General features: G+C 64.5%; 19 protein-coding genes. 8 read left to right on the forward strand and 11 right to left on the reverse strand.

Translation table 11 applies throughout. The features are described 5' to 3' along the window. Nucleotides 1–14: 14 nt before the first annotated feature. Complete coding sequence (locus tag OKB81_RS02120) at nt 15–410, reverse strand: acyl-CoA thioesterase (protein ID WP_103858697.1); 396 nt, start codon at nt 408–410, stop codon at nt 15–17. Between the two features lie 50 nt (nt 411–460). Beyond that, nucleotides 461–2,179 carry an HTH-type transcriptional regulator SgrR gene (gene sgrR, locus OKB81_RS02125; RefSeq protein WP_161957711.1) on the reverse strand — a complete coding sequence of 573 codons (1,719 nt, stop codon included), beginning with the start codon at nt 2,177–2,179 and terminating at the stop codon, nt 461–463. Nucleotides 2,180–2,279: 100 nt separating this feature from the next. On the opposite strand from sgrR, the gene OKB81_RS02130 reads away from it, so the two are divergent. The 3 genes from OKB81_RS02130 to OKB81_RS02140 all read left to right on the forward strand — a co-directional run bounded on the left by OKB81_RS02130 (nt 2,280) and on the right by OKB81_RS02140 (nt 4,602). After that, on the forward strand, nt 2,280–2,456 hold the full coding sequence (locus tag OKB81_RS02130) for a hypothetical protein (protein ID WP_080988754.1): 177 nt from the start codon (nt 2,280–2,282) through the stop codon (nt 2,454–2,456). 139 nt (nt 2,457–2,595) lie between these two features. Continuing rightward, nucleotides 2,596–3,864 (forward strand): O-acetylhomoserine aminocarboxypropyltransferase/cysteine synthase family protein, encoded by a 1,269-nt coding sequence (locus OKB81_RS02135; RefSeq protein WP_052815620.1) that lies wholly within the window; start codon nt 2,596–2,598, stop codon nt 3,862–3,864. A gap of 108 nt (nt 3,865–3,972) precedes the next feature. Then, nucleotides 3,973–4,602, forward strand: coding sequence for a glutathione S-transferase family protein (locus OKB81_RS02140; RefSeq protein WP_160836805.1), 630 nt, complete (start codon nt 3,973–3,975; stop codon nt 4,600–4,602). A 341-nt stretch (nt 4,603–4,943) separates the two neighbouring features. Here OKB81_RS02140 and OKB81_RS02145 read toward each other — a convergent pair whose 3' ends face one another. After that, a complete protein-coding gene (locus OKB81_RS02145; RefSeq protein ID WP_270805115.1) occupies nt 4,944–6,119 on the reverse strand; it encodes an iron-containing alcohol dehydrogenase in 1,176 nt (391 codons plus the stop codon). A gap of 185 nt (nt 6,120–6,304) precedes the next feature. Here OKB81_RS02145 and OKB81_RS02150 point away from each other — a divergent pair, with 185 nt between their 5' ends. Next, on the forward strand, nt 6,305–6,889 hold the full coding sequence (locus tag OKB81_RS02150; RefSeq protein ID WP_041212267.1) for a hypothetical protein: 585 nt from the start codon (nt 6,305–6,307) through the stop codon (nt 6,887–6,889). A gap of 100 nt (nt 6,890–6,989) precedes the next feature. Here OKB81_RS02150 and OKB81_RS02155 read toward each other — a convergent pair whose 3' ends face one another. The 4 genes from OKB81_RS02155 to OKB81_RS02170 all read right to left on the reverse strand — a co-directional run bounded on the left by OKB81_RS02155 (nt 6,990) and on the right by OKB81_RS02170 (nt 9,135). Next, nucleotides 6,990–7,415: a hypothetical protein gene (locus OKB81_RS02155; RefSeq protein WP_160836809.1), complete on the reverse strand. Its 426-nt coding sequence runs from the start codon at nt 7,413–7,415 to the stop codon at nt 6,990–6,992. A 224-nt stretch (nt 7,416–7,639) separates the two neighbouring features. Next, nucleotides 7,640–8,386 carry an SDR family oxidoreductase gene (locus tag OKB81_RS02160; protein ID WP_052815614.1) on the reverse strand — a complete coding sequence of 249 codons (747 nt, stop codon included), beginning with the start codon at nt 8,384–8,386 and terminating at the stop codon, nt 7,640–7,642. A gap of 42 nt (nt 8,387–8,428) precedes the next feature. Continuing rightward, the gene (locus tag OKB81_RS02165) at nt 8,429–8,665 is read right to left on the reverse strand and encodes a DUF3624 domain-containing protein (RefSeq protein WP_041212265.1); all 237 of its coding nucleotides are present in this window, start codon (nt 8,663–8,665) and stop codon (nt 8,429–8,431) included. Further along, on the reverse strand, nt 8,662–9,135 hold the full coding sequence (locus tag OKB81_RS02170; protein ID WP_052815613.1) for a GNAT family N-acetyltransferase: 474 nt from the start codon (nt 9,133–9,135) through the stop codon (nt 8,662–8,664). The genes OKB81_RS02165 and OKB81_RS02170 overlap by 4 nt, the downstream gene beginning before the upstream one ends. 187 nt (nt 9,136–9,322) lie before the next feature. On the opposite strand from OKB81_RS02170, the gene OKB81_RS02175 reads away from it, so the two are divergent. Both OKB81_RS02175 and OKB81_RS02180 read left to right on the forward strand, forming a co-directional pair. Continuing rightward, complete coding sequence (locus OKB81_RS02175; protein ID WP_010672720.1) at nt 9,323–10,765, forward strand: RimK family alpha-L-glutamate ligase; 1,443 nt, start codon at nt 9,323–9,325, stop codon at nt 10,763–10,765. Nucleotides 10,766–10,789: 24 nt separating this feature from the next. Next, nucleotides 10,790–11,320, forward strand: coding sequence for an MgtC/SapB family protein (locus OKB81_RS02180; protein WP_160836811.1), 531 nt, complete (start codon nt 10,790–10,792; stop codon nt 11,318–11,320). Between the two features lie 55 nt (nt 11,321–11,375). Here OKB81_RS02180 and OKB81_RS02185 read toward each other — a convergent pair whose 3' ends face one another. Continuing rightward, complete coding sequence (locus OKB81_RS02185; protein WP_160836814.1) at nt 11,376–12,992, reverse strand: alpha-amylase family protein; 1,617 nt, start codon at nt 12,990–12,992, stop codon at nt 11,376–11,378. A 117-nt stretch (nt 12,993–13,109) separates the two neighbouring features. Next, nucleotides 13,110–13,388: a DUF2442 domain-containing protein gene (locus OKB81_RS02190; protein ID WP_043154040.1), complete on the reverse strand. Its 279-nt coding sequence runs from the start codon at nt 13,386–13,388 to the stop codon at nt 13,110–13,112. Between the two features lie 257 nt (nt 13,389–13,645). Here OKB81_RS02190 and OKB81_RS02195 point away from each other — a divergent pair, with 257 nt between their 5' ends. Further along, nucleotides 13,646–15,610, forward strand: coding sequence for an LTA synthase family protein (locus tag OKB81_RS02195; RefSeq protein WP_270805116.1), 1,965 nt, complete (start codon nt 13,646–13,648; stop codon nt 15,608–15,610). Nucleotides 15,611–15,665: 55 nt separating this feature from the next. On the opposite strand, the gene OKB81_RS02200 is transcribed toward OKB81_RS02195, so the two are convergent. Beyond that, complete coding sequence (locus OKB81_RS02200; RefSeq protein WP_010672715.1) at nt 15,666–16,136, reverse strand: Lrp/AsnC family transcriptional regulator; 471 nt, start codon at nt 16,134–16,136, stop codon at nt 15,666–15,668. Nucleotides 16,137–16,285: 149 nt separating this feature from the next. Here OKB81_RS02200 and OKB81_RS02205 point away from each other — a divergent pair, with 149 nt between their 5' ends. Then, nucleotides 16,286–16,804, forward strand: coding sequence for a phosphatase domain-containing protein (locus tag OKB81_RS02205; RefSeq protein WP_010672714.1), 519 nt, complete (start codon nt 16,286–16,288; stop codon nt 16,802–16,804). Between the two features lie 6 nt (nt 16,805–16,810). Here OKB81_RS02205 and metA read toward each other — a convergent pair whose 3' ends face one another. Continuing rightward, a complete protein-coding gene (gene metA / locus OKB81_RS02210) occupies nt 16,811–17,758 on the reverse strand; it encodes a homoserine O-acetyltransferase MetA (RefSeq protein ID WP_010672713.1) in 948 nt (315 codons plus the stop codon). Nucleotides 17,759–17,866: the final 108 nt, after the last annotated feature.

A 17,866-nucleotide genomic window follows, 5' to 3' on the forward strand; every position in this document is an offset into this window, starting at 1 on the left:
GCCCGAAGGCCGGATTAACTCTCTACCAGCCAGACCCTCAGTCCCTCCCGGTGAGTCTCGCTCAGGGGGATGGATTGGCGTGCCCGATAGTCAAAATGGATCAGGGTCGTCTCGCCAGTGACGGCCAGCTCCCCCTGCTGCCAGGCTTCCTGCCAGATGGTGAAGGAGCTGCTGCCAATGCGGCGCACACCGGTCTTGATGGTGACCGGCTGGCCGTAGAACAGCTCCCGTTTGAACTGCACCGTGTAGCCCGCGATGATCAGGTGCCAGTCATGCACATCCAGCTCGGGCGAAAAAATCCGGAACAGGGGATCCCGCGCCGACTCAAACCAGACCGCCGGCACCGTATTGTTGATATGGCCGAGGGCATCTGTCTCCTGAAAGCGGGGTTGGATCTGCATTTCCAGCATGGCTGGTGACTCCTTGTCGTTGAACCGCGCTCAGGCTAACGCGCCCCGCATCAGGACTCAAGCTCCCCGCCATCGCCCTGTGCCTGACCAACCAGCTCGGGTCGCAGCCAGGCGCTGCGAAAATCGAACCAGCCGAGCGCCGTCATCCGCACCCCGTGCACGCCAGTACGGCTCTCCAGCTCCAGCCAGTGGTGAAACAGCGGCACAAACCAGCTCTGGCGCTGCACCTCGGCCAGCAGGGCGCGGGGGCCGGGCTCTTCACCATGGGCGCGCCACTGCGTCAATCCCTGCCACAGGGCCTGCTGGCTGGCCCACACCCGGCGCAACAAGGGGGTGCCCTGCAACCAGCCGTAGGGGGCAAAGGGCCCCTCATGTTCAAGGTTGAGGGTACCAAGCCAGAGATCCACATCCTCGTCCTCACCGCTCACCCAGCGACCGTAGTCGAGGGTACGCACCTCCAGCTCAATTCCCTGCGACCCGAGCAGATCGGCCATGGCACCGGCACACTCATTGAACTCGATATGCTGGTTGAAGCAGGCGAGCACCAGCCGCTGTGGCAGGCTCTGTGGCCGGGGCGGCGGCGGTGGCAGCGCCTCGCGCCAGTGGGGCAGCATGCCGAGGGCGCTGGTCCAGCCCCGTTGCAGCTCGGGGGAAACCCGTGCCATCAGGGCCACCGGACTGAGCAGCTGAATGATCCAGTAGCGCAGAGCAGGATCCTGCAAGGCGCGGGAGCGCTCGTCCTGCAGCAGGAAGTAGCAGCCCGATTCGAGCTCCGACTCGCCGCGCATGGTGCCAAGCTCGGGGCTGTCGCGACCCAGCTGCAGGTGGCTCTCCAGCCGCTCCGCCAGCTCCGGCAACATCCAGATGTCGATCTCGTCGAGCAGGGCGCGCAGGCCGAAATAGTCGTCAAAGGCGGCGAGGCGCAGCTGCAGCGGGTCGTTGGCGATCACCCGATAGGGGCCGGTACCCACCGGTTGCAGGGCAAAGCCCGCCTCCCCCTTGAGCTCGCGCGGCAAAATGGCCGCCACCGGCTCGGCCAGCAGGTCGGGCAGCAGAGGATCCGGGCTGTCGAGATAGAGATCCAGGGTGCGCGGCCAGGGGCTCTCCAGCCGCGCCAGATGGGCGAACAACGGGCGATCCCGCAAGGCCAGCAGACTCTCCATCACATCCTCCACCACCAGCTCACGCCCGTGGTGAAAGCGCACCGCCGGGCGCAGGTAGAAGCGCCAGTGACAAGGGCCGACCTGCTCCCAGTGGTGAGCCAGATCGCCCTCGATTTCCCCATTTTCCTCATTTCGCCGGGTGAGGCCGTTGAAGATCTGGCGGCTCAGGTGAATTTCGGAGCGGCGCAAGGGCGCGGTGGGCAGCAGACTGGGCAGGGGCCGGTAGTAGGGCACCCTCAGGATCTGGCGCCCCTCCCGGGTGGCCTGGCCGAGCTGCTCGATAAGCAGCGGGGTGAGCAAATCCAGGCGATCTTCGGCCAGCCGCACCGCCTGCGCCAGCTGGCCCTGACTCAGCAGATCCCGCAATCGGCGCCGGGTCAGGCTCTCCTGGTTGTCGAGCAGGGTGAGGCGGGAGCGCCGCCCCCGCCCTGCCTCCGCCGTCCAGCACAGCCAGCCCTGCCCTTCCATGCGGCGCAGCAGCAGGCGGGCATTGCGCGTGGTGCAGCAGAGCAGATCCGCCACCTCGGCGAGGCTGATCTCCCGCTCATCGCAGCCAAGCTGCTGGGTGAGCCGTTGAAATTGCTGATAAAGGCGGGTGGTAGGCATAAAAGAGGAAATCCTGTCTCTGAAAGTCATCAGTTTTTACTTCCGCATTTTAGCTCAATACTGCTGGCGAACGTGAGAACCACTGCACAGGAGCACCATCATGAGCCATGCCAACCCCCTCAAACCGAACCGGATCCAGCAAACCCTTCGTCGCTACTTCCTGAGGATCCTGCCCCGCCCTCTGACGCTGGTCGAAGATCCCATGGTGCAGCTCAACCGCCTGATGCAGTGGGATATGCACCAGATAGACGACAGGGAGTATCGCCGCCGTCTCTGAGGTTGCCGTCACCGACGCCATCCGGTCACCCCCATCCCCCGGCATTGCTTTGCCGGAATGGGTGGTTTACATCGGCGCCAGGACTGCTAGATTGGACGTCTATCCATCCATAATGGTGACATCCAACAAGGAGTGTGTGATGAAAGATGCGACCCTGGCCCTGCACCACGGCTTTGCCAACGACCCCACCACCAAGGCCGTTGCCGTGCCCATCTACCAGACGGTGGCCTACGAGTTCGAGAGCGCCCAGCACGGGGCGGACTTGTTCAATCTGGCGGTGCCGGGGAACATCTACACCCGCATCATGAACCCCACCAACGATGTGCTGGAGCAGCGGATGGCCGCGCTGGAAGGGGGCATCGCCGGCCTGGTGGTCTCGGCGGGCTCCGCCGCCATCACCTACGCCATCCAGGCGCTGACCGCCGCCGGTGACAACATCGTCTCCACCCCCCAACTCTATGGCGGCACCTACACCTTGTTCGCCCACATGCTGCCGAGCTTCGGGGTCGAGGTACGCTTCGCCAAGGATGACAGCGCCGAGGCCATCGCCGCCCTCATCGATGACAAAACCAAGGCGGTCTACTGCGAGAGCATCGGCAACCCGGCCGGCAACATCGTCGACATCGCCGCCCTGGCCAAGGCCGCCCACGCCCGCGGCGTGCCGCTCATCGTCGACAACACGGTCGCCACTCCGGTCTTGTGCAAACCCATCGAACACGGCGCCGACATCGTGGTGCACAGCCTGACCAAATATGTCGGCGGCCACGGCAACTCCCTGGGGGGCGTCATCGTCGACTCGGGCAAGTTCCCCTGGGCGGATCACGCCGAGCGCTTCCCCCAGCTGACCCAACCCGAGCCTTCTTATCACGGGGTGGTCTACACCGAGGCCTTCGGCCCGGCGGCCTTCATCGGCCGGGTGCGCACCGTGCCGCTGCGCAATACCGGCGCAGCGCTGGCGCCGATGAACGCCTTCCTGCTGCTGCAAGGGCTGGAAACCCTTAGCCTGCGCATGGAGCGCCACGTGGACAACGCTCTGCGGGTGGCCCACCACCTCAAGCACCACCCCAAGGTGGCCTGGGTCAGCTACGCCGGTCTGCCGGGTCACCCCCACTACCCGCTGGCGGAGAAGTACATGGCCGGTCGCCCCTCGGCCATCCTCTCCTTCGGCCTGAAGGACGGCTACGAGGCGGGCGTGCGCTTCTACGATGCCCTCAAGATCTTCAAGCGGCTGGTCAACATCGGCGACGCCAAGTCCCTGGCCTGCCACCCCGCCTCTACCACCCATCGCCAGTTGAGCGAAGAGGAGCAGGCCAAGGCTGGAGTGAAACCTGAGATGATCCGGCTGTCAGTGGGAATCGAAGCCATCGAGGACATACTGGCGGATCTGGATCAGGCGCTGGAGGCCTGAGTCAATCGACAAAGGAGCGGGCACCACGCCCGCTCTTTTTCATCCATAAGTGAACCTGCTGCCGGGGCGCTGCGTATCACCGCCTTCCGTCACTGCGTCGAGGTTTCCATGATAGTCCTGCACCACCTGAACAAATCCCGCTCCCAGCGCATCATCTGGCTGCTTGAAGAGCTGGGCCTGCCCTACCAGATCAAGGCCTACCAGCGCGATGCCGCCACCTTCCTGGCGCCGCCCGAGCTCAAGGCCGTCCACCCCCTCGGCAAGTCGCCGGTCATCGAGTTTGACGGCCGGGTGCTGGCGGAATCCGGTGCCATCACCGAATACCTGATCGCCCGCCACGCTCCGGAACGGCTGGCACCGGCCACTGACAGCCCGGAGTATCCCGAATACCTGCAGTGGCTCCACTTCGCCGAGAGCTCCGGTATTCTGCCGCTGCTGCTCGATATGTTCGTGCGCAAGGATGGCAGCCCGATGCGCTTCCTGCCGGACTACGCCAAAGCCGAGTGTACCAAGGTGCTGGGCTACCTCGATGAGGTGCTGGCAAGCCGCCACTACCTGGTGGCCGATCGCCTCACCGGCGCCGACATCCTGAACTCCTTCCTGGTGGATCTGCTGGCCCAGAGCGGCCAGCTGGCCCAGTTCCCGCATCTGCAAGCCTACTGGCAGCGCCTCAATACCCATCCGGCCCGCCAGAAGGCGGCGGCGCTGGAGCGCGAGCTGGACCGCAGCGCCGAATAAACGGCAGTGCCCGGCGACACCACGCAAAACGCCCCGATGATCGGGGCAATGCTGTTCAGATAAGCACATTTTTGACTAATTATTCATAAATGCGACTTGAGTTGGGGGAGCAAGGCTGTTTCCAGTCGATGTTCCTTCAGCCTTTATCCAGCGTGGCTTGCAATAGAAAGAGGGAGGCATCATGCCTCCCTCATTTTTTAGCCCTGATACTACGTGGACTGGAACTCAAATTCTCTTAAGTGAACAGCATTGCGATGATCGGGGCGCTTTCTTTTCCGTTGGCCAGCCGGTGATCAGAGGGCGAGGGAAAGGATCCGCGCCACTATGGTTGCCAGGATGACTTACAGCGCGTGGGACAGGATCCTGGCTACCTTGTCGGGATCAATGTCCTGCTGCTCCCCGAGGGCGGTCAGCCCGAAACGCTTGAGGTTGGAGCAGATACCGGGGATGCAGCTCTCGCTCAGCCCGTAGTCGGCAAGCCGGGTACCCACCCCCATCTGCTGGAAGAACTGCTCGGTGCGGATGATGGCCTCCTCGATGCGCAGCGCCTTGTCCTCGCGGCTGGAGTGCCACACCCGCTCGGCGAACTGGGCCAGCTTCTCCTGCTTCTGGGCCGATTGCTCCCGCAGCAGGGAGGGCAACACCACAGCCAGGCTCTGGGCATGATCCAGCCCGTGCAGGGCGGTGAGCTGGTGACCGATGGCGTGGGTGGACCAGTCCTGGGGCACGCCGCGACCGATGAGGCCGTTGAGCGCCAGGCTGGCCGCCCACATCAGGTTGGCGCGCACCTGGTAGTTGGTGGGCTCCGCCAGCGCCCGCGGACCGTTGTCCACCAGCACCTGCAGCAGCCCCTCCGCCAGCCGGTCCTGCACCTCGCCCCCCACCGGGAAGGTGAGGTACTGCTCGAGGATGTGGACGAAGGCATCCACCACGCCATTGCCCACCTGGCGCGGCGGAAGGCTGTAGGTAGTGGCGGGATCCAGCACCGCAAACACCGGTTGCACCAGCGGATTGTAGAAGGAGAGCTTGGCCTCCCCCCGGCTCACCACGGCGGCGGGGTTGCTCTCCGAACCGGTGGCCGGCAGGGTCAGCACACAGCCGAGCGGCAGCGCCCCCTTGATGGAGGCCTTGTCCCGCAGGATCTCCCAGGGGTCGTCCCCCTCGAAGCAGGCCGCGGCGGCCACGAACTTGGTGCCATCCACCACGGAACCGCCACCTATCGCCAGCAGGAAGTCGATGCGCTCGCGCTTGACCAGGGCCACCGCCTCCATCAGCTGATCGTACTGGGGGTTGGCGCCGATGCCGGGAAACTCCAGCCACTCCCGGCCCGCCAGCGCCTGGGTCAACTGCTCATAGACCCCGTTCTGCTTGATGCTGCCACCCCCGTAGAGCACCAGCAGACGGCTGCCGGCCGGGATCAGCTCGGGCAGCCTGGCGATCTGGCCTTCACCAAAACAGATGCGGGTGGGATTGGCATATTGGAAGTTGTACACGGCAGAGCCCTCGGTTGATTGCATGCCGGGGAATTGTGCGCCTGCCGTGCCATCAGGTCAAAAACGGGAGCCTGTCGTCAAAAATACGATGCCAGCCTGCCGATGCCGGGCGCTCCTGCCCGGCTTTGCTATGGTGATAGCGGGAAGACGAGTTCGTCGCCCCCTCAAGCCCCTCCCGGGGTCCCTTTCCCACTCACAGGGTCTCTATCATGAAACTGAAGCACGCCTGGATTGCGGGTGCCCTCACCCTCTGTGCCCCTCCCCTGCTCTATGCCGCCGAGGTCACCACCCATGTGGCCGTGGCCCCCGGACAAGCCAGCCTGGCCGAAGAACTGACCGCCAGAGCAACCGTCACCGCCATCGACCTGGCCACCCGCAAGGTCAGCCTGAAAAATGCCGAAGGGCAGACCCTGGATCTGATCGCCGGGGAGGAGGTGACCAACCTTCCCCAGCTCAAGGTGGGAGATGTCGTGGCCCTGAGATATCTGCAACTGCTGGACCTGACCCTGCTCAAGGGCACCGCCGGGGTGAGAAAACGGGTGGTGGAAGTGGAAGGGGGCAAGGCGGCCGCCGGGGAGAAACCTGCTGCCGGCGCCGGCATGCAGGTAACCATCTATGCCGACGTCATCGACGTGGACAAGGCGCACCAGACCATCCGGGTCAAGGGGGTTGACCATACCCTGACCCTCAAGGTGCAGGATCCGGCCCAGTTCGCCCTCATCGCCAAGGGGGACCAGATCAAGGCCGTGCAGACCACCGCCATCGCCATCGGGATCGCCCCCCAGAGTCCCTGAGCCCTGACCACGGCAGGCCGTGCCTCCCACTGCCTGCCGGCCCCGTGGCAAGGGGGCAACCCCTTGCCTTTAACGCCCAAAGATTGCCGTTTGAATCACATCATGCCTGGGAGGCGGATTTGCCGGTGAGGCGATCCATGGCCTCCTTGAGCATGGCATCGCGCTGCGCGGACAGGTCCTTGCTCTGCGTTTCGCGCTCCTCGGCAGAGAGCGTCTTGTCATCCGCTGTCCCCTTGAGCTGACGCTCGAGATCGTCAAATTTTTTGCGATCAAAGCCCAGGGCCTTGTCCACCATCTGCTGCACCCGCGCATCCTTGACGCCACCGGTCAGGACTGTGTTCTTGCCGTTCCTGGCCAGATGCTCGTAGGTCAGCGCCTGCTGCGCCTTGCCGGTCAGCACCTGACTGGAGAGGCTGACCTGCTGAGACCAGCCGCTCTGCTTGTCGTCGCTGTCGCTGAGGGTCGCCAGGGCACGGTTCTGGGACGCGCTCTGGGCAAGTTGATGACCATAGGGTTTGATATCCATGAAGGCTCCACGCTCACTGCCGGCCTCGCCGGCTCCGGGGACGAGTTCCCCGCCATGGGCCGGAGACAGCAAATTGCAGGCCAACTTGAGTACCCCCCTCTTCCGATGGTTCAGCACGGGGTCACAGCACGCCTCCTTCTGCACTCCATGACGAGTGCGACCAGATCCATCAAAAAAGGCGCCCGAAGGCGCCTCTTGTGGACAGAAGTCGGCTCGTCATGACATCAGCGACGGCTGATGTGGAGCGGACCGAAGGTCTGGGCCACCGGCATGATCTCGATGCTGTTGATGTTGACGTGGGCAGGCTGCTCGCTGATCCAGAGTACGGTATTGGCGATGTCTTCCGGCAGGATGGCCTGCACCCCCTGATAGACGGTGGCCGCCTTGGCGTCGTCGCCGTGGAAGCGCACGTTGGAGAACTCGGTGCCGCCACACAGGCCGGGCTCCACGTTGGTGACACGCACCGCCGTGCCCGCCAGATCGGCACGCAGGTTGAGGCTGAACTGCTTCACGAACGCCTTGGTCGCGCCGTAGACGTTGCCGCCCGGATAGGGGTAGGTCCCTGCGATGGAGCCGATATTGATGACGTGGCCGCAGTTGCGCGCCACCATGCCCGGCAGCAGCAACCGGGTGATCAGGGTCAGGCCGCTGATGTTGGTGGCGATCATCTGCTCCCAGTCCTCAAGGTCTGCCTTGTGGGCAGGCTCCAGCCCCAGTGCCAGGCCGGCGTTGTTGACCAGCAGGTCCACCTGTTGCCATTCGGTCGGCAGCCCCTCGATGGCGGCGCGGGTGGCAGCCTTGTCCTGGACGTCGAACACCAGGGGCAGGAACTGCTCGCCCAGATCCTCGGACAGGGCGGCCAGCCGTTCGCCGCGGCGCCCGGTGCCGATCACCCGGTGGCCAGCGCTCACCAGCAGGCGGCTGATGGCCTCACCAAAGCCGGACGAGGCGCCCGTTACCATTGCAATCATGTGAACCTCCATTGTTATTTGTCTTCTTGAAAAATCAGCACGTTATATGTCGCGTTTGCCCAGCTTTCGCCATGCGAACACCGCCAGATGCAGCAGGAAGAGACCCGAGCCCCCCAGCGCAAACAGCAGGCCGGTCAGGGCGTTGACCGAGGTATCGGCGCCGCACCACCACCAGACCAGCCAGCCGACGACCCCGATGAGAAAGGTCTGGGCGGCACAGACCGGGCAGCGCCCGAGCTTGGCCCTGATGGCCGTAGCCAGGCAATCTTCGCAACTCATGATGGCGCCTGCCGCTCATTCCCCAGCGCCAGCACCAGGCGGTGGGCATGCTGGCCGGGCCCGTAATAATCGGGCAGCCGTACCCCGGGGCGAAACCCCAGCCCCTGATAGAGGGTCCTGGCTTCTGGGTTGGCGTCGGCGACCTCGAGGCGAATCGCCCCCCAGCCGGCCTCGCGCCCTTCCCGGATCACCTGCTCCAGCAGGCGGCGTGCCCACCCCTGACGGCGGATGGTCCAGCGGATGGCGAGGGTCTGGATGATGAGACGATCCCAGCCTTTGTGCTCCAGCACGCTCACATAGCCCATCACCTGCGCCTTCTCGTCTTGCAGCAGCAGGGTGCGCCCCTTGGCCTGATTGAGCAGATAGTGCCAGCGGCTGCGGCCGAAGGCGACCTCGGGGGGAAAACAGTAGCGTTCCAGCTTCACGATGGCGCCCAAATCATCGGCTCGGGCGGCGCGCACGGTCAACACGGGGAGTCCTTGTTCGGTTATTTATCCTCAGCACCAGAAATGCGACTTGTATCACAAGTTACCAAGGCAGAATATTAGGCACTGTAACCTCTTGTTTCCCCTCGCGCCATTGTCGTGCTTGTCGGTGCATCGAAGCCCACTGGGGATCCTGCCGTTTCTGGCAGTCCTTTCTGTGGAGCCTGAAAATATGAGTACCTATGTCATCGTCGAGGAGCCGGGCGACTGGCCCTGCCATGCCGACTATCTGCTGACCGCCCGCACCTACCTGCAACACGGTCTGCCCACCACAGGGGGGCGTCCGCGCATCATCAACCTCTGCCGCAGCCTGGAACACCTGGGGGCCGGTTATTACTGCTCCCTGCTGGCCCAGGCCCGCGGCCACCACTGCCTGCCGGGATTGCAGGCCATCAGCAGGCTGCAACCCCAGCAGCCTCCCGCCAAGCTGTGGCGCAAATTGCAGGGCTGGCTGGCCCAGCAGAGCGAGGACAGGATCCGGGTGCGCGCCATCTTCGGCCAGTGCGAACAGAGCGAGCTGGCGGGGCTCGCCCGCTATTACTACGGCCTGAGCCAGTTGCCGCTGCAGGAGCTGACCCTCAAGCGCGGTCGCCACGGCTGGTCGGTGCGCCAGCAGGAGAGCCTGTCACCGCTGGCGCTGAGCCCGAGCGAGAAGGCGCTGATGGTGCAGCACGCCCAGGCGCTGGTGGGCACGGGGGACGAGGAACAGACGGCGCCACGCTACCAGCTCGCCATCCTGGTCGACCCCAACGACGGCCGCGCCAGCAGCGATGCCCTGGCGCTGGAGCGTTTCATCAAGGCGGCCGCTGCCCAGGGGATCCAGGCCGAGATCCTGCCTCCCTCGGCCATCGAGCGGTTGCCGGAGTTCGACACCCTCTGGCTGCGCGCCGAGACCGCGGTCGGCCACTACACCTTCGAATTTGCCCGCCGTGCCGAGCAGCTCAAGATGCCGGTCATCGACAGCTCCCGTGCCATCCTCGCCTGCAGCAACAAGCTCTATCTCTACGAGCTGATGGTGCGCAGCGGCGTGCCCATGCCCCCCACCACCGTCGTGACCCGCCGCGGCCGCCAGCATGTGGACGAACTGGTGCAGCGCCTCGGTCTGCCGCTGATGGTGAAGATCCCCGACGGCGCCCAGGGGCGCGACCTCGCCATGGCCAGCGATGACATCCAGCTCGCCCGCCTGCTGGACGAGGGGCTGGCCCGCTCCGCCCTGCTGCTGGTCCAGAGCCGGATCCCTGCCGAGTTCGACTGGCGCATCGGCTTTCTCGACGGCTCGCCGCTGTTCGCCTGCCGCCGCTACCGACCCGAACCCGGCAACCGCATCCGTCGCCGCAAACACCCCCTCGACATGAGCCGCATCGAGGCGCTGCCCCTCAGCGACGTGCCGGAGCGGGTGCTGCAAACCGCCCGCCGCGCCGTGCACCAGCTCGGCAACGGCCTGTTCGGGGTGGATCTGCGCCAGCAGGGTCAGGGCTGCGTGTTGCTGGAAATCATCGACAACCCCTGGATACGTGGCGATATTGAAGACAGGGAGGCAAAGGACCTCTACGAGCGCCTCGCCCGGGCCTTCCGCCAGCGGCTGGAGAACCGGGGGCAGAGCGCGACAGGATAACAAGCATCGCGAGCAGAGGTGGATATGATGACAATGCAGTGGTGGGACATCGCGCCCCTTGGCTGGGAGAACATCCTGGTCTGTCTGGTGTGTGGCACCCTGGTGGGGCTGGAGCGGCAGCTTCGCGGCAAGCCGGTGGGGATCCGCACCTCTTCCCTCATCGTGCTCGGCACCTACTGTTTTCTCGCCATCGGCGCCGCCGTCAGTCCTCAGGGCGCCGATCAGGCGCGGGTGCTGGGTCAGCTCATCACCGGGGTCGGCTTTCTCGGGGCCGGGGTCATGATGACCCGGGATGGTCAGGTGCTGGGGGTGACCTCCGCCGCCGCCATCTGGATGCTGGCCGCCCTCGGCGCCCTCATCGGCATGGACATGCTGCATCAGGCGCTGCTGCTCACCGGCGTCACCCTCTCCATCCTGGTGGGGGTGGACTACTTGGAAGCCAGCTTCAAGAGCCTGCGCCGCGGGGTGCACAATCGGCTGGAACACTGGCGCCACGGGGCCGAGCCCTCGGTCTCTTCCCGCCGGGACGATCTGGGCAGCGGCATCGAGAAGTAAGCCGCCACCATGAAAAAGGGCTCCACTATGGAGCCCTTTCTGTTGTCTGCCTCCCTCAGCGCACCAGCAGGAAGCGGCCGGTGAGGGGCGGCAAGTCCACCGTCACGCTGCTGCCACCGATGGCCAGGTTCTCGCCGCTCTGCAGATCCACCAGGGCGCTGCCGCTGCGCAGCTTGCCGACCGGCACGGCGTAGCTCTGAGGCGTGGTGGAGACATTGAGCAGGTAGACTACTTGCTCGCCCGCCGTCTGCTTGATGTCGCCATAGACGCTCCCCTCGGCCACCAGCTTGACCCGCTCCCCCTGATAGAGGGCGGGGTGGGCGGCGCGCAGGGCCAGCAGAGCGCTCAGCCACTGCTTGAGCTCGGCCTGCTCGCTGCTCGGCACGAAGCCGGTGACACCGGGGACCTTGCCATCGCTGCGGGCCACGTGATCATCGCAGAGCCCCTGGGCCGCACAGTCGCCCCCCACCTGACTGGCAAAGCCAGGCACCTCGTCGCCAAACTCCTCGCCATAGTAGAAGGTAATGGGACCGGAGCGGGCGGCCATGAAGCTGAAGGCCGCCTTGTGGCGCTGCCAGTAGTCCGCCCCATTGAAGTTGCCCCGCTCCAGCAGATCGCCGAAGCGCACCAGATCGTGGTTGCCCAGCATCAGGTTGGGCATGGCATGGTCCGGGTAGTTCTCCACCTTGTTCCAGCTGGCGTCGAGCACGCTGGCCCCCTGCCCGCCCTTGCCGGACTCTTCCACCGCCAGCGCCTGTACCAGACCGTAGCGCAGGGGGAAGTCGAACGCCGAAGAGAGCGCCGGGTTGTCGCTCGGGCCATAGGCCTGGGCGCGGATCTCGTCGGCGCCCTTCCACACTTCCCCCACCATGTAGCCGAGGGTGCCCCACTGCTGGCCGGCGGCCTTGCGCGCTGCGCTGGCCTGGGCCACCTCGCTGCGAATGGCGCGCCAGTCATCCAGCCCCAACTGATAAGCCTGATCGAGGCGCCAGCCGTCGATGCCGTACTGCTCGACCCAGTAACGGGCCACCTCCTTGAAGTAGGCCAGACTCTCGGGCTGGCCGTAATCCACCAGTTGACCCGGGTAGCCTGCGCCGCCGCTCTTGAGGGCAGGCAGCCGCCCCTCTGGTGAAGGCTTGCTCACCCCCACCTTGTTGACGTGGCCGAACACCCCGTCGAGGAAGACATAGAGCCCGCGCTGGTGCGCCCCGTCCACCAGTTTTTTAAGCTTGGCGTTGCTGCCGAAGTTGGGATCCACGTTGAAGAAGTCGCAGGCGAAGTAACCGGTGGCATCCAGCCGGTCGTCCCCGGCCTGGCCGGCGCAGGAGTCAAACACCGGCGTGAGCCAGATGGCGTTGACGTTGAGGCTCTTGATGTGGTCGAGGCTGTCGATGATCCCCTGCAGATCGCCGTTGTGCCGGGAGGGGCCGTAGCCGACGCCGTAGTTGGCGCTGCCATCGCCGTCGACGAAGGACTCCACCATCACCTGGTAGGTGCGCAGGTTGCAGGCTGGCTGATCATTGCCGTAGCAGGCGCGGCTGGCCGACGCGGGGGGCGGATTGACCACCGGAGGCTGGGGGTCACTGCTGCCACCGCCTCCCCCGCTGCCGCAAGCCGTCAGTAACAGGGCGGCCCCGATGAGGCCGCCACGACGCAACGTTCCTTGTTTCATTGTTATGTTCCCGCTGTGGTGGATGGGCGCCCAAAGCGCCGCACTGGGGTCATGATAACGACCTGACCGACGCGGGTCTGTGACTGAAAACGTTACCTGACTCAACGAGTTAGCATGTCAGAAGCGATGCATGTTGCGATCGGGGAAGGCGGCGCGCTCGTCGATGGGCAGGATCAGGTGGTAGACCTCGTGGGCCGCCAGGGTGAAGCCCGAGGGCCACGCCAGTTGATGGCGATGATCGATGAAGACACGGGCGAAGCGACGCTCGGTCTCCATGGCCGCAAACAGCGGCTGGCCGCGCCAGGGGGTGAGATCCAGCACGCCTGTGGTGCCGTCGGAGAGCACCACGAACAGAGACCAGCCCTGCATATATTCCACATCGATGAAGACCGGCATCCCTTCGGCTCCGATTGAGAAATCCGGCGCCATTATAGGCACGACCATTGTCTCGATGTGCCAGCAGGATCACAGTTTCCCCAGCGTTTTATGCTCTCTTCGAACCCTGCATCCCGTCACAAAAAATCATAAAACGTGCCAGCTTCTCCATTTATACCTCACCCCCATGCAACCTTTGCCAGGCGCCACTGTCATACTCCTGCACCATAACAACAATGCGTCCGGGGACTGGGCGCAAACAGGTTTGCAGGAACAATATGACCACCATCAAACAATGGCTGGGACCGGTTTGGCCCATCGCCGTCTTTTCATTGATCGCGCTCATCTCCCTGACCGTCAGCCGCCTTGGCCTGGGCCTCTGGCAACTGGAACGGGTGGATGCCGTCTCTGGCTGGCAGGAGATGCTGCTGCAAGGCATTCGCGTCGACGTTGCCACCCTCTGCTGGGTCTGGGGCGTACCCGCCGTCTTGACCCAGTTGCTGGCCGGGCCCCACGCGCCGGGGCGGCTCTGGATGCAGCTGATCCGGATCTGGCTCACCCTGGGGCTCTGGCTGATGCTCTTTCTCGAGATCTCCACTCCCGCCTTCGTCACCGAATACGGGGTGCGCCCCAACCGTCTCTATGTGGAGTACCTCATCTATCCGAAGGAGGTGCTCTCCATGCTGTGGGCTGGCCGCAAGGGCGAGCTGCTGCTGGCCGTGATCTTCAGCGGTGCAGTGCTGGGCGGTGGCTGGTGGCTGAGCGGCCGCCTGGTGCGTGACCTAAGCTTCCCCCGCTGGTACTGGCGCCCCGCCTTCGCCCTGCTGATCCTCGCCGTCGGCTTCCTCGGCGCCCGCTCCAGTCTCGGCCATCGCGCCCTGAATCCGGCCATGGTGGCCTTTGCCGACGATCCCCTGGTCAACGCTCTCACCGTCAACTCCGCCTACTCCCTCTTCTTTGCCATCAAGCAGATGGGGGCCGAGGAGGACGCCAGCCAGTTTTACGGCAAGATGGCTGACCATCAGGTACTCGACATAGTCCGCGAGGAGAGCGGTCGTCCTCTCGGCGATTTCACCTCTGCCGATCTGCCGAGCCAGACCTTCAACACGGCCAGCTACCAGGGCAAGCCCAAAAACCTGGTGATCCTGCTGCAAGAGAGTCTGGGGGCCCAGTTCGTCGGCTCCCTCGGCGGCCTGCCGCTCACCCCGAACATCGATGCCCTGTCGAAAGAGGGTTGGGCGTTCGAGCAGCTCTACGCCACCGGTACCCGTTCGGTACGCGGCATCGAGGCGGTGCTCACCGGCTTCACGCCGACCCCGGCCCAGGCCGTGGTCAAGCTCGGCAAGAGCCAGACCAACTTCTTCACCATCGCTGACCTGCTCAAGCAGCGAGGCTATGACACCAGCTTCATCTATGGTGGCGAGAGCCACTTCGACAACATGCGCAGCTTCTTCCTCGGCAATGGCTTCACCACCATCGTCGAGCAGAAGGACTTCAAGAACCCGGTGTTCGAGGGATCCTGGGGCGCCTCGGATGAAGATCTGATGGCCAAGGCCAACGAGACCTTCGCGGCGCTGCACAAGAAGGGCAAACCCTTCTTCAGCCTGGTGTTCAGCTCCAGCAACCACGATCCCTTCGAATTCCCCGACAACCGCATCGCCCTGTACGAGCAGTCCAAGCAGACCCGCAACAACGCCGCCAAGTACGCGGACTACGCCGTCGGCGAGTTCTTCAAGAAGGCCAGGGCATCGGACTACTGGCAGGACACTCTGTTCCTGGTCATCGCCGATCACGACAGCCGGGTCGGGGGAGCCAGCCTGGTGCCCATCCCCCGCTTCCACATCCCGGGGGTCATCCTGGGGGACGGCATAGCACCGAGAAAGGACCCCCGCATCGTCAGCCAGATCGACATGGCCCCGACCCTGCTCTCCCTCATGGGCATCAGTGCCGACTACCCCATGCTGGGCAAGGATCTCACCCGCATGCCCGCCGACTGGCCTGGGCGCGCCATCATGCAGTACGACAAGAACTTCGCCCTGATGCGTGGCAGGGATGTGGTGATCCTGCAGCCCGAGCGGGCGCCGGAAGGCTTCATCTACGAGGATGCGACCGAAACGCTCACCCCGGCGCAGCAGCCGGACACCATGAAGGATGCCGCCCTGGGGCTGGTCCTGTGGGGCAGCCTGGCCTATCAGCAGGGGCTCTACCGGACGGCGCAGGACTGCCGGCTGGCTCTCAACTGAGGAACCGCCCACAAAAAAACCGCCCTCGGGCGGTTTTTTCTTGCGGCTCGCCCCGTCAGGGGTGGGGGAAGCAGGGAAGCGAGCGGCTGAACCTGTGCTCGAACACCAGGGAGGTCTCGAGGTGCACCACCTCTTCCCGGGAGGTGAAGTGATCGAAGACGAAATTGCGCAGGTGTTCGGTATCGGAGACGCACAGGTGCACCAGGAAATCATCCTTGCCGCCCATGTGGAACAGGCTGATCACCTCGGGCAGGGCCAGGATGGCGTCGCGAAACGCATCGATGATCTGGCGGCTGTGACGGGCCAGTTGCAAGGAGACCATGGCCTGGATGTGACCGCCCAGGGCCTGGTAATCCACCTCGCAGTGCGCCCCCTTGAGCACGCCATCCTGCTGCAGCTTGCGCACCCGCTCCAGACAGGTGGACGGCGCCACCCCGACCAGGGCCGCCAAATCCTTGTTGGTCATGCCCGCATCGCGAAACAGATGGGCCAGGATGTCCAAGTCCAGTTGATCCAGGTTTCTCATCTTTACTCCTTGCATCGCTCGATTTTTTTAGACTCTGCCCGTAAACCGGGCCGAACACAACGCAGATTGACATCGCCTCCGGCCCCTCTATGCTGTGCCGCACCCGCGGGATGCCGATCCCGTTGACCCCGACCACCACGAGGAACCCCATGCTCAGTGCCCATCCCTTCTGGAGCCTGGACGTTCCACGGCTCGACGGCCAGCTCCTGCTCACCCCCTGCCCCGGCAGCCAGCAGGTCCCCATGGCCGACGCCCTTGCCCAGTTGCAGTTGGCCGGTGCCGGCGGGGTGCTGACCCTGATGACGGTGGAGGAGCTGGCCCTGTGCGGGCCCCTCTCTCTCGGGCAGCTGGTGCAGGCCAGAGGCATGAGCTGGTTCCATCTGCCCATTGCGGATGACGAGGCACCGGATGCCGCCTTCGAACAGGCCTGGCCCGGGGTGCAACCCCGACTGCTCGCCCTGCTGCGCGAGGGACGGCACCTTGCCATTCACTGCCACGGAGGAAGCGGGCGTACCGGGCTGGCGGCCGCCCTGCTGCTGATGACCCAGGGGCTGCCCCAGCAGGAGGCCATGACCCTCATCCGGGCCAGACGGCCACGGGCCTTCACCCTGGCCTGCCACCGTCACTGGCTCGATACCCGTGGGCGGCGGCTGGCCGGAGCGGACTGATGGGCTCTATCCCTTGGGCTGCTGGTAGGTAAACACCTTGCCGATGTCTTCCACCTTGTAGCTGGTCAACTGGTAGACGTAATAGTTGAGCCAGTTGGAAAACAGCAGGTGACCGTGGCTGCGCCAGGTGGCGCGCGGGGTCTGGCTTGGGTCGTTGTTCGGGTAATAGTTAACCGGAATGACGGGGGTGAGCCCGGCCGCCAGATCCCGCCGGTATTCCCCATCCAGGGTCAGGGCGTCATATTCCGGATGGCCGGTGACGAACACCTGGCGACAATCCTTGGTGGCGGCCAGATAGACGCCCGCCTCTTCCGACTCGGCGAAGATCTGCAGATCGGTGTGGGCGCGGATGAGATCCCCGTCGAAGGCCGCATAGCGGGAGTGGGGCGCCACGAATTCATCATCGAAGCCGCGCAGCAGCGCCTCGTGCTCGTCGAGGCGGTGGTGGCGATAGACCCCGGAGAGCTTCTCGCCGTGGGTCTGCTTCTCCATGCCGTACAAGGCTTTCAGCGCCGCCTGCACCGCCCAGCAGAGGAAGAGGGTGGAGGTGACATGCTGATGGGACCACTCGATGATCTCGACGATGCGTGGCCAATAGACCACCTCCTCGAACTCCACCAGCCCGAGCGGCGCCCCCGTGATGATCATGCCGTCGTAGTTGTTGCCTCTCACCTGCTCGAAGTCGTGATAGAAGTTCTCCAGGTGCGCCTGGGGCGTGTTTTTCGACTCCCGATCGTCGATGCGCAACAGATCCACGTCCACCTGCAAGGGCGAGTTGGAGAGCATCCGCATCAGCTGGATCTCGGTTTCTATCTTCTTGGGCATCAGATTGAGGATGAGCACCCGCAGCGGGCGGATGTTCTGGGTGACGGCCCGGGATTCCGTCATCACGAAGATGTTCTCCTGCCCCAGCACTTCGGCGGCGGGCAACTGGTCCGGGATCTTGATCGGCATGCTGACTCCCTGTACTGCATCGGTAAATATGTCTGGACATCTAGAAGCCTATAATAAAGCGCTCCCGCTGTCATCAGATACCTTTTGTATTCACCCCGCCCTTTGACT

The organism is Aeromonas sp. QDB56, from assembly GCF_027705505.1.
Classification (GTDB): Bacteria; Pseudomonadota; Gammaproteobacteria; order Enterobacterales; family Aeromonadaceae; genus Aeromonas; species Aeromonas caviae.